General features: G+C 64.5%; 4 protein-coding genes. 2 read left to right on the plus strand and 2 right to left on the minus strand.

Going from position 1 to position 12,567, the window contains the following annotated elements; all coding sequences use genetic code 11:
• Window position 1 precedes the first annotated feature (1 nt).
• Window positions 2–1,429 (plus strand): capsular polysaccharide export protein, LipB/KpsS family, encoded by a 1,428-nt coding sequence (locus NQL71_RS09605; protein WP_077183965.1) that lies wholly within the window; start codon window positions 2–4, stop codon window positions 1,427–1,429.
• 946 nt (window positions 1,430–2,375) lie between these two features.
• A complete protein-coding gene (locus NQL71_RS09610) occupies window positions 2,376–2,834 on the plus strand; it encodes an REP-associated tyrosine transposase (protein WP_274642569.1) in 459 nt (152 codons plus the stop codon).
• Between the two features lie 669 nt (window positions 2,835–3,503).
• On the opposite strand, the gene NQL71_RS09615 is transcribed toward NQL71_RS09610, so the two are convergent.
• Both NQL71_RS09615 and NQL71_RS09620 read right to left on the minus strand, forming a co-directional pair.
• The gene (locus NQL71_RS09615; protein ID WP_077183968.1) at window positions 3,504–4,853 is read right to left on the minus strand and encodes an aminotransferase class I/II-fold pyridoxal phosphate-dependent enzyme; all 1,350 of its coding nucleotides are present in this window, start codon (window positions 4,851–4,853) and stop codon (window positions 3,504–3,506) included.
• Between the two features lie 2 nt (window positions 4,854–4,855).
• Window positions 4,856–12,412: a type I polyketide synthase gene (locus tag NQL71_RS09620; RefSeq protein WP_274642570.1), complete on the minus strand. Its 7,557-nt coding sequence runs from the start codon at window positions 12,410–12,412 to the stop codon at window positions 4,856–4,858.
• Window positions 12,413–12,567 lie beyond the last annotated feature (155 nt).

A 12,567-nucleotide genomic window follows, 5' to 3' on the forward strand; every position in this document is an offset into this window, starting at 1 on the left:
AATGCATCGACCCGTCGCCCTTGAGTCCCTGGTGGAAGGTCCCGGCTGGGTGGGCATCATGTCGCAATGGGTGATGTGGAAAGTCTTTCACCTGGGCGAGTTTCTCGACCCTGAGGGGCCGCCAAAGTGGCTGTGGCGACGCGGACTACAGCGGCCGGCGGGGTTGAAGGCGATATCCGGGATCGGCTACAAAAGTTCGTCCGACCATGCGCGGGTATTGTGCAAGCGTTGGGGGATTCCCTATGTGGCGCTGGAGGACGGCTTCTTGCGTTCTTCGTCGCTGGGGGTGGAAGGCGATACGCCGATGTCGATGGTGGTCGACCCGATCGGCATTCATTACCTGGCCGATCGGCCGTCGCTGCTGGAAAACATCCTGCAGGTGCCCCATACCCTGAGCGCGGCGGACCTGGCCACCGCGCAGGAACTGATTGCGCTGATGCGCAGCAGCGGCATCGGCAAGTACAACAATGCGCCAGACTTGAGCGATGACGATCCGCTGGGGCAGGATCGGCCGTTGGTGCTGGTGGTGGATCAGACCTACGGCGACTTTTCGATTCCCGGTGGCGGGCTGTGTGAGGCGGATTTCATCCGCATGCTCGACGCGGCCCTCGCGGAAAACCCCGAGGCGGATGTGCGGGTGCGGATCCACCCGGACTGCGTGAGCGGCCACAAGAAAAGCTGCCTGCTCGATGCCGCACGCGAGCGCGGCCTGGTGCTTGAGAGTCGTCATGTGTCCTGGGCCTCCCTGGCGCGCCGGGCCCGGCGGGTTTATGTGGGCACCAGCCAAGCCGGGCTCGAAGCCTTGATCCAGGGCATCCCGGTGACCTGTTTCGGCCTGCCGTTCTATGCAGGCTGGGGCTTGACCGATGACCGCCTGGCCATCCCCCGCCGCCAGGCCCGACCGACTCTGGAGCAATTGGTGGCGGCCGCGTACATCCGCTATTGCCGTTATGTCGATCCGTTGACCGACCAGCGCTGCGACGTCATGACCGTGGCCCGACAACTGGCCCGGCAAAAACAGCAGGACAGCCAGTTTGCCGGCAGCGTGACGGTGATTGGGGTGCCGCGGCGCGAGCGGTCGGCGATGCGTTCGTTGCTCAACAGCCGCTGGGGGGAGTTGACGTTCGCTCGCGATAACGCCGAACTGATCCCGACGGTAGCTCGCGAAACCGGCAAGTTGTTGGTGTGGCATGCCTGTGAATCAGCTGACCTGCAGGCCGGTGCCGAGGCCCATGGCGTGCCGGTGTGGCGTCTGCGCCCGGATGCGTTGCAGTGGCCGTGTGGTAATGAACAACCCTTGGCACACATCCGCGGTTTGCCTTGCAGCCCGCAACAGGCCCAGGCTCACAATGCCCGCCCCCAACCTGGTCTGCTCGACAGTTGTGCACGCTATCGACAGATTCGCAGGTACCTCAAGGGGATGTTCTGAGGATTGCCGGCGGCCTTGATTCTTATATCGAGCTCGAGGGCCTCTTCGCAGGCAAGCCAGCGCCTACACATACAGCGTGGTATTGCAGCGGACCATCGTGGCATTGCACGGGACCTGCAGGAGCCGGCTTGCCGGCGAAGGCGGTCTTGAGTTTTGTATCGGGTTTGAGGACGCCTTCGCTGGCAAGCCAGCTCCTACACATACAGCGTGGTATGCACCGGAGCATCGTGGCATTGCACGGGACCTGTAGGAGCCGGCTTGCCGGCGAAGGCGGTCTTGAATTTTGTATTGGGTTTGAGGACGCCTTCGCTGGCAAGCCAGCTCCTACACGTACAGCGTGGTATTGCACCGGACCATCGTGGCATTGCACGGGACCTGTAGGAGCCGGCTTGCCGGCGAAGGCGGTCTTGAGTTTTGTATTGGGTTTGAGGACGCCTTCGCTGGCAAGCCAGCTCCTACACATACAGCGTGGTACTGCATCGGACCATGTGGCATTACACGGGACCTGTAGGAGCCGGCTTGCCGGCGAAGGCGGTCTTGAGTTTTGTATTGGGTTTGAGGACGCCTTCGCTGGCAAGCCAGCTCCTACACGTACAGCGTGGTGTTGCATCGGACCATCGTGGCGGGACCTGTAGGAGCCGGCTTGCCGGCGAAGGCGGTCTTGAGTTTTGTATCGGGTTTGAGGACGCCTTCGCTGGCAAGCCAGCTCCTACACAAACAGCGTGGTATTACACCGGACCATCCTGGCGGGACCTGTAGGAGCCGGCTTGCCGGCGAAGGCGGTCTTGAGTTTTGTAGCGGGTTTAAGGACGCCTTCGCTGGCAAGCCAGCTCCTACAAAACCATTGTGGTATCTGGCTTGGTCATATCCGGAACCAAACCTTTTCAATGTCAAATTTCCTGCGCACTAGCCTTACCTTTTTCGATTGATAAAGGAGGGCAAAGGATTGTCCATTCGATCACATGCCAACCATCTGCGCTCCGGGCGCTACTCGCAGTCCGGACAGATATACCTGCTCACCGCCGTTACCCGCCTGCGCGAACCGCTCTTCAGCGATTGGCGTGTCGGACGGTTGGTGGTCGAGCAATTTCGTCAGGCCCAGACAGAGGAGCAGGCCAATTCCCTGGCCTGGGTGGTGATGCCTGACCACTTTCACTGGCTGATCGAGCTCCAGAACAACACGCTGGCTGGCTTGATGAGGGCGACCAAATCCCGTTGCGCAAGGACCGTGAATGCCCGCTTGGGCCGCACCGGGCAGATGTGGCAGAAAGGTTTCCATGACCGGGCGATTCGTCGCGAGGAGGATTTACGGACCGTGGCGCGTTACATCATTGCCAATCCATTGCGGGCTGGCCTGGTCAGGCGGGTACAGGATTATCCATTGTGGGACGCCATTTGGTTGTAGGAGCCGGCTTGCCGGCGAAGGCGGTTTTGAATTTTGTGTTGGGCTTGAGGGACCCTTCGCTGGCAAGCCAGCTCCTACAAAAAAATCGTGGCATTGCCCGGGACTTGTAGGAGCCGGCTTGCCGGCGAAGGCGGTCTTGAATCTTGTATCGGGCTTGAGGGCCCCTTCGCTGGCAAGCCAGCTCCTACAAAAACATCGTGGCATTGCACGGGACTTGTAGGAGCCGGCTTGCCGGCGAAGGCGGTCTTGAATCTTGTATCGGGCTTGAGGGCCCCTTCGCTGGCAAGCCAGCTCCTACAAAAACATCGTGGCATTGCACGGGACCTGTAGGAGCCGGCTTGCCGGCGAAGGCGGTTTTGAATTTTGTGTTGGGCTTGAGGGACCCTTCGCTGGCAAGCCAGCTCCTACAAAAACATCGTGGCATTGCACGGGACTTGTAGGAGCCGGCTTGCCGGCGAAGGCGGGCTTGAATCTTGTATCGGGCTTGAGGGCCCCTTCGCTGGCAAGCCAGCTCCTACAAAAAAATCGTGGCATTGCACGGGACTTGTAGGAGCCGGCTTGCCGGCGAAGGCGGTTTTGAATTTTGTGTTGGGCTTGAGGGACCCTTCGCTGGCAAGCCAGCTCCTACATTGGATCGGGAGCGGCCGCGAGCGAGTGGCGGAGGCGGCGTTAGAGCTTTTGCAGCTCCTGCGCAACGATGGCCACGGTCTCGGCGATTTGTTCGGGGGTGTGCAGGCACGAGACGAAGAAACGCACGCGCGCGGCTTTTTCCGGGACGGCCGGGTGCAGGATCGGTTGCGCGTTGATCCCACGCTTGGCCAGGGCACCGGACAGTTGCGTGGCTTTTAGCGAACTGCCGGTGATCACCGGAATCACCGCAAGCCCGGTGCTGGTGCCGGTGTCCAGCCCCGCTTCACGGGCCAGGGCGAGGAACTGTTGGCCGCGGGCCTGCAAGGTCGCCACGCGCTCGGCGTCGTCGGCCAGGCAGCGCACGGCGGCCAGTGCTGCCGCCGCCACCGAGGCCGGCATGCCGACGCTGTAGAGAAACCCGGGCGCCATGAACTTCAGGTGTTCGACCAGGGCCGACTCGCCGGCAATGTAGCCACCGCAGCTGGCCAGGGTCTTGCTCAGGGTGCCCATCCAGATGTCGACGTCCTTGCCCGCCAGGCCGAAGTGTTCGCGAATGCCCTTGCCGTTGGCCCCCATGACCCCCAGCGAGTGGGCCTCGTCGACCATCAAAAACACCTTGTGCTTGTTCTTCAGCTCTACGAAGCGCGGCAGGTCCGGGTAGTCGCCGTCCATGCTGTAGATGCCTTCGAGCACCACCAGCACCCGCTCGAAATGCTGGCGTTGATCACCCAGCAGACGGTCGAGGGCGTCAAAGTCGTTGTGGGCAAAACTCAAGCGCCGCGCGCCGGACAACTGGATGCCTTGCAGCACGCTGTTGTGGATAAGTTCGTCGTGGATCACCAGGTCCCGCGGGCCGAACAGGTAGCCGATGGTGGTGACGTTGGTGGCATGGCCACTGACGAAGGTCACCGCGTCGTCCACCTCGTACAGCCGCGCCAGTTCGGCCTCCAGCTCGCGATGGATCGGCCGGTCGCCGGACACCAGGCGGCTGGCCGACACCGACGTGCCGTAGTGATCGATCGCCGCCTTGGCCGCCTCGGCAACCAGCGGATGCCCGGAGTAACCCAGGTAGTTGTAGCTGGCGAAGTTGACGAAGCGTTGCCCGCCGATCGTGGTTTCGGCGCCCGCCAGGCTTTCATGCAGCTTGAAGAACGGATTGGTCAGGCCAAAGCGCGCCGCGCCGTCATGCATGATCCGCAGTTGCTGGTAACCGGGGTGCTGGTCGAAGCGGTAGAACTGCTCCGGCACCGCCCGGGCATGGCGACTGACGTCCGCCAGCGAGGCCGGCGGCGCGCCGTCGCCGGTCTGCCGCAGGCGCCGCTCCAGGGCTTGCTGGATCAGCTTGTCTTTCATCGAAGCGCCAAGCCCTGAAGTACTTTTAGAGGTCATAGTCAATTGATCAAACGGGATAGTTGAGAATCAGGGTCGCGCGCGCCTTCACGGACCTGCGCCAGCTCGGCTTCGGACAGATCGGCGCCATGGCGCGCCAGTGTCAGCGCCTGCAAGTTGTCTTCGGCAATCGGGGCGGCCTCGGCATCCTGGCTGCCGCGCAACAGTTCGAGGATGCGCACGGTCAATTTGGCGATGCTCGAAGTTTCGCTCAGTTCCATCACCGGCAAGCGAATGCCGAAGCGCTCCTCGACCGCCACCACCAGCTCCACACTCATCAACGAGTCCAGCCCCAGTTCCTGCAACGGCCGGCTGCTGTCGAGCTTGCTGGTCGGCATGCGCAGGATCTCGCTGATTTCCTGCTTGAGCATCTCGGCGAACAGCTCGGTGAGTTCCTGGTCGTTCATCTCCAGCAACAGGCGCTGGATGTCATCGACGTTGCTCTCCTCCTCCTGCTCGCCACTGTGCAGGCGCGCCAGTTCACTGAACTTGGGCGAGCCGGCGGCTGGCAGGAAGCGCGACAGGGCTTTCCAGTCGAGTTCCAGCACACCCAGCCCGGAGCGCTGTTGCAGCAGCAGGCGTTCCAGGGTGTCGAGCGCCGCTTGCGACTGCAAGGCCGCGCCGCCCATGCGGCTTTGCAGGGCGTCCTTGACGTCCTGGTTGCGCGCGAGGAAACCGGCATCGTCGATGGCCCCCCACAGCACGGCCGTGGCCGGCAAGCCTTGCAACAGGCGATGACGGGCCAGGGCTTCGAGCCAGTGGTTGGCGGCCACGTAGTTGGCCTGCCCCGGGTTGCCGAACAGGGTGGTCGCCGAGGAGAACAGCACGAAGAAGTCCAGCGCCAGGTGCGCGGTCAGTTCGTGCAGGTACTGCGCGCCCTTGGCCTTGGGTTCGAGCACCCGTTGCAGTTGCGCCTGGGTCAGGTTGCGGATCAGTCCGTCTTCGAACACGGTGGCCGCATGCACCACGCCACGCAGCGGCGCCGTGGAGGCTTCGATGCTGGCCAACACGCTGCGCAGTTGGGCGCTGTCGGTGATGTCGCAAGCCAGCGCCTGCACCTCGATGCCCTGCTCACGCCACGCCGCCAGCGCCGGTTGCGCTTCTTCGGTGGCGGCGCCGCGCCGACCCAGTAACGCCAGGTGCCGCGCGCCCTTGTCCACCAGCCATTGCGCGGTGCGCAGGCCGAAACCGCTGAGCCCGCCGGTGACCAGATAGGTGCCGTCGGCCGCCAGCTGCAATGCCTGCGCCTGTGCCAGCGGTGCGCGGAACACCTGCTGGATCGGCGTGCGGTAGGTGACGACGATCTTGCCGATCTGCCGCGCCTGCTGCATGTAGCGGAACGACTCGACGACATCGTTTGCATCGAACTCGCGGTACGGCAACGGGCTGAGGATGCCATCGCGGAACAGCTGCATCATGTCGCCGAACAGGCGGCGGGTCAGGTCCGGGCGTTCGCTCATCAGCTGGTCGGCGTCGATGCCGAAGTAGCTGATGTTGTTGCGGAACGGACGCAGTCCGATCTTGGTGTTCTGGTAGAAGTCACGCTTGCCCAGCTCCAGGAAACGGCCGAAGGGCTTGAGCACTTGCAGGTTGCGGTTGATCGCCTCGCCCGCCAGGGAATTGAGCACCACGTCGACGCCACGGCCGTCAGTGATCGCGAGGATCTCGTCGGCAAACGCCAGCGAGCGCGAATCGAACACATGCTCGACCCCGAGCAGGCGCAGGAAGTCGCGTTTTTCATCGCTGCCGGCGGTGGCGTAGATCTCGGCCCCGGACCATTTGGCGATCTGGATCGCGGCAATGCCGACACCGCCCGCGGCGCCGTGGATGAGGATTTTTTCGCCCGGTTCCAGGCGCGCCAGGTGGTGCAGCGCGTAGTACACGGTGAAGAAGGTACTCGGAATGGTCGCCGCCGCCTCGAAGGACATGCCCTCGGGAATCCGCGCCACTGCATTGGCATTGGTGATCAGGCGATTGGCGAAGCTCGACGGGCCAAAGCCGACAACCCGGTCACCCGGCTGGAAGTCGCCCTGCACCTGCGCACCCTTGCCGCGCACGACACCGGCGAATTCGAAGCCCAGGGTCGGGCCGGAGAAGCCGTTCTCGATGGCTTCGTCCGACAACAGGCCGAGGGCATACATGACATCGCGGAAATTCAGGCCGGTGGCCTGCACCTCGATGTCCAGCTCATCGCCGGCCGGCAGCAACGGCTCATGGGCTTCCCAGCGCAGGTTGCGCAACTGGCCCGGCAGCTCGAAGCCAAGGCTGACCTGGGTCGCGAGCTGTTGCTCGGCGCCAGCCTCCTGATGATCAGGGCGCACCCGCAGGCGGGCCACGTAACGATCGCCCTCGGCACTGATGGCCAGTTCGGTTTCGTCATCGGCGTTGAGCAGGGCCGGCAGCAACGCTTCGACACCGGCCCCTTCGGCCAGGTCCAGCAGGCGCACGCGGCAACCCACGGCTTCGTTGGCCAGGGTGCGACCAAAGCCCCACAGCGCCGCGTCGGCGACGGATGCCAGGCTACCGGCGACCTGTGCCGCGGCCGGCAGCAAATGCACCGCCGCGCCACGGGTCAGCAGCCAGCAATCGGGGCTGATGCCCGCCTGCTCGCACGCTTGGGTCAGTGCCGCGGCCAGCATGCAGCGCCGCGCCTGATCATCCAGGCCCTCGCTGCCGAACAGGCCACTGAGCAACAGCAGGTGCTGTGGCGCGGGCGTGGCGCGCAGTTGCGCGGCCAGGTCCTGAGCCGGTGCCGGCGCCAACCAGTCAACGCTTTGCCCTTGCTCGCGCAGGGCGGCAGCCAGTTGTTCGGCGAAGGCTTGTTCCGCGCCCTGCTCATCGGCCACCAGCAACCAGCGCTGGGCCGGCAGGGGTTGCGACTCGAAGGCCGCCGCTTGTTCAGCCGCGCCTACCAGTACGTAGCTGCCGCTGGACATGGCCGGGCTCAATTCCAGCGCCTCGCCGACGTTCAGGCCGTGACGGCGCAGCTCCTGTTGCCAGAAGCCCGGGCGCTGCTGCACCGACAGGCTGTCCTGGCCCTGCCCGGCGAGCCACCACGAAGGTTGCGCGCCGAACACGAAATCTGCCCAGCGGGCCGGGTGCTGCGCCACCAGCATCAGCTGGCCACCTGCCGACAAGCGCGCCGCACCATGACTCACGCCTGCGCTGATGGCTTGCAGCGGCGCCAGGTCGCTGGCGACCAGCACCAGGTCAAACCCCTGGGCGGGTACGACCGGCAGTTGGGCGGCGTCGCTCAGGTTGAGCAGCTGCAGGTCCGGGAAGTCGGCTTGCAGCAAGCTGGCCGGGTCGAGGTCGTCGGCGCTGTACTGGTAGTCGATTCGGTCGAAGTCCAGCTGCGCACAGAGTTGCGCGGCGAACGGCGATCCACCGAAGCCAAGCTCGAGGATGCGCAGGCGCTGACCGGCCGGCAGCACGGCCAGGCGTTGGTCGATGTGGCGTTTGATCGCGTCCAGCAAGGCGTGGTAACCACTGGCACCCAGCACTTGGCGGGCCAGTTGCGCCGGCGAGGTTTCCCGCGGCAACAGCGCGTCGATCTGCGTCGCGCCGCTGAGCAGGTCCAGCAGGTGGATGCCGATACGGCCCACTGAGTGAATGATCTGGAAGTGCTCGGGATAACTGCGGAACAGTTCCTGCCAGATGTCCTGGGCACTCGGTTGCTCGCCCTGATCGGCCAACTGCCAGCCATCGCCGCTGGCGATCAGGCTGCCGTCGTCCAGCGCTTGCTGCAGCAGATGATCGAGGTAGCCGCAGAAGCCTTGCGCGGCGGCCTGCCAGGTCGCCCGTTGCGCTGCGCTGAGCTGGCCGCCAAGGGACTCGATGGCTTCCAGCACGAAGCTGGCGCACAGGCTGTCCAACAGCGGATCGACTTCCTGGCTGTAACGCACCAGGGTCGGTTCATCGATCACCGACGCCAGGCTTTGTGCCAGTGCATCGCGCAATGGCGAGGCCGGTTGCGGCAACGCACGGGCGGCCAGCGGCCAGGGTTTGGCAATGCCGGCGAAGTCCACCAGTTTCAGGTCGCCGCTGCGGTCCTTGTGCAACTTGACGGCACGGAAGCGTGCGTCCTTGATGCACACCACGGCGCGCCCCTCGGCGTCGTACAGGGTGAAGTCGGCCAGCAGCGAGTGTTCCGAACGACGCACCAGGCGCACCTTGGCCAGGCACGGCGGCAGGCTGCCTGCGGCGAAGTTGATGCGCCCCAGTTTTACCGGGATGAACGCCAGCCCGTTGCGCGCCTTCGGGTCGCGGCTGAGCAATTGGGTGATCAGCTGGAACGCGCTGTCCAGCAGCGCCGGATGCAAGTGCAGGGCCGCCAGTTCGCAAGCGATGACACTCGGCACGCTGAGCTGCGCCAGTACCTGGTCACCGTCGATCCAGCCGGCTTCGATGGCCTGGTAGGCCGGGCCGTAATTCAGGCCGACCGCCGAGGTCAGCTGCAAATGTTCGGCACGGCTGAAATCCGCGACGCGGGTTGGCAACGAGGGTGCCGGTTCGTTGAGCAGCACACCACGGGCCTCGCCCGGCAGGCGGGCAACCACGTGGCGGGCCCAGGGTTCTTCCTGGGAAGTGCTGCGCGAAACGATCGACACCGTGCCGTCACTGCTGTCGATCTGCACGCGCACGCGCTTGCTCGACTCGGCATGCAGCACCAGCGGGCTGTGAATTTCCAGCTCTTCAATGTCGACGAATTCACCCGGTTGGTGGCACTGCGCTGCCGCCAGCACCAGCTCGGTGAAACCGGCGCCGGGGAACAGCACGGCGTCGCCGACCTTGTGGTCCTCCAGGGACGGGAACAATTGCGTGTCCAGGCGACTGTCCCAGGTCAGTTCGTGGCCGGGTACCGCATGGCCCAGCAACGGATGCACCCGGTCGAGGTACAGCGTGCGCGCCGACTCGGGCGTATCGGCGTGCCAGTGCCGCTCGCGCTGCCAGGCATAGTTGGGCAGGCGCACGAAGCGGCCGGTGCTCGGGAACAGGCACGCCAGGTCGGTCTCGGCGCCACTGATCAGCACCTTGGCCACCGCGCGGGTGACCATGGGCGGCGCGTCGTCATGACGCTTGAGCGTGCCAATCACCACGCCCTGTTGCTCGCGTGCCGCCAGGGCATCGCTGACATAGCTGCGCAGGATCGGGTGCGGGCCGACTTCGACGAAGACGTTGTAGCCCTGCTCGCACAGGGTCTCGCTGGCGGACTGGAACAACACCGGGAAACGGATGTTCTGCCACCAGTACTCGGCGTCCAGGCGCTCGCCATCGAGCAGGCCACCGGTAACCGTGGAATACATCGGGATCTGGCTGGCGCGCGGCGCGATCTCGCGCAATGCCTCGACCACCTGCTCGGCGATCACGTTCATCGCCGGCGAGTGGAAGGCGTAGTCCAGGCCAAGGCGGCGCACGAATACCTGGCGTTCGGTCAGCGCCTGCTCAAGACGCTCAAGACCGGCCACGGAACCGGCCACGGTGGCGCCCTTGGAGCTGTTCTCGCCGGCGACGACCACGTCGTCCAAGCCCAGCTCAAGCAACAGGTTCGCGGTGTCACTGCCCGACAGGCCCACGGCGGACATCTGCCCGGAGCCGGCGGTCAGCCCCTGCAGGCGGCTGCGGTGGTAGATCACGCGGGTCGCGTCGGCCAGGCTCAGGGCGCCACAGGCCCAGGCGGCCGCCACTTCGCCAACGCTATGGCCCATCACCACCTGCGGTACCACGCCCTGGCTGGCCAGCATGCGAGTAACGCCCACTTGTAGTGCGAACAGTGCCGGCTGGGCCAGCTCAGTCAGGTGATAACGCTCCTGGCCGTATTCGCCCGCCAGTTCGGCGATCAGCGAATAGCCGGCCAGTGGCTGGAACTGCGCGTCGACTTCGCTCACCGCGGCATGGAACACCGCATCGGCGAGCAGCGCCTTGCCCATGCCCTGCCACTGCGAGCCATTGCCGGAGTAGACGAACACCGGGCCTTTGGCCTGATCCAGCGCGCGACCGCTTTCGACCACCGCGCTCAAGGCCGGTACGGCCGGGTCCAGGGCGAAATCCAGCAACGCCTGGGCGCTTTGCTGTTGGTCGGAGCCGAACACCACTACGCGCTGCGGATGCAGGTCGCGACGCATCATCGCCTGGTAGGCCACGTCATACAGACTGGCTGCCGGGTGATCGCCCAGGTGCTGGGCAATGCTTTCGGCCATGGCCGCCAACCCGGCGCTGTCCTTGGCCGAGACCATCAACGGCACCGCGCCCGCCTGGGTAACCGGCGGCACAACGCCCGGCGTGTGGCTTTGCAGGATGACGTGGGCGTTGGCGCCGCCGAAACCGAACGAGTTGACCCCCACCACCAGCGTGCCGTCCGGCTTGAGGGCATGGTTGCGGGTGGCGACGTTGAGGTTGAGCTCGTCGAACGGAATACGCGGGTTGAGGTTCTTGATGCCGATGGTGGCCGGCACCTGGCGCTCGGTGACGCAGTACAGCGCCTTCATCAAGCCGGCCACGCCGGACGCGGCCTCCAGGTGACCGATGTTGCTCTTGACCGAGCCGATCAACAACGGCTTGTCCGCGCCGCGCACCTGGCCCAGGGCCAGGCCGATGGCCCGGCTTTCGATGGGGTCGCCCACCGGCGTACCGGTACCGTGGGCTTCCAGGTAGTCGATGTCGGCTGGCGAGATCCCGGCGCTGGCGTAGGCCTGGGTCATCAACGCTGCCTGCGCATCGGCGCTGGGTACGGTCAGCCCGGATTTGCGCCCATCGGTATTGACCGCACTGCCGGCGACGACGGCGAGGATCTGGTTGCCATCGGCCACCGCCTTGTCGTAATCCTTGAGGTAGAACAGCCCTGCCCCTTCGGAACGCACATAACCGTCGCCGGCTTCGTCGAAGACGTTGCAGCGCCCTTTGCGCGACAGCATCGAGGCCTTGGAGAAGATCAGGAAGCCGAATGGGTGCAAGTGCAGGCTGATACCGCCGGCCAGTGCCTGGTCGATATCGCCGCTTTGAATGGCCTGGCAGGCCTGGTGGAATGCGACCAGCGACGAGGAACAGGCGGTGTCGACCGCCATGCTCGGGCCGTGCAGGTCATAGAAATACGACAGGCGATTGGCCGCGATGCTGAAGGTGTTGCCCGTGGCCGTCGAGGCATCCACCAGCGACAGGTCATGGGACAGGCGATAGGCGTAGTCGGTGCTGGCAATGCCCAGGTACACACCGCAATTGCTGCCGCGCACGCTCGACGGTTTTACCCCGGCGTTCTCGAACACTTCCCAGCCCAGCTCCAGTAACAGGCGCTGTTGGGGGTCCATGATCGCCGCTTCGCGGGGAGAAATGCTGAAGAAGCCGGCATCGAAGGTGGAAATGTCGCCCAGCGTGCCAGCCGCCAGGGTGTAGGCGGTGCCAGGGTTGGCCTTGTCCGGGTGGAAAAACGCATCGCGGGACCAGCGGGACGGGTCGACTTGCGTGATGAAGTCGTGCCCTTCCAGCAGATTCTGCCAAAAAGTTGCGGAAGTGGAGCCGGGAAAACGAAACGAAGCCCCAATTATTGCAACTTTTTTACGCATGACTTTCTCCACCTTTTTATATTCTCAACGGTACCGCCATCGCTTCGTGCGATGGGTGCATCGAACACCCTCATGGGTCCGACATAACCTTGAGAAACTTGCTGAATTCCGTTGGGTAGTGACTCTGTATTTATTATTAGGAGTACTTTTTGCCC

Origin of the sequence: Pseudomonas serbica (genome assembly GCF_028823535.1) — a bacterium.
GTDB lineage: Bacteria > Pseudomonadota > Gammaproteobacteria > Pseudomonadales > Pseudomonadaceae > Aquipseudomonas > Aquipseudomonas serbica.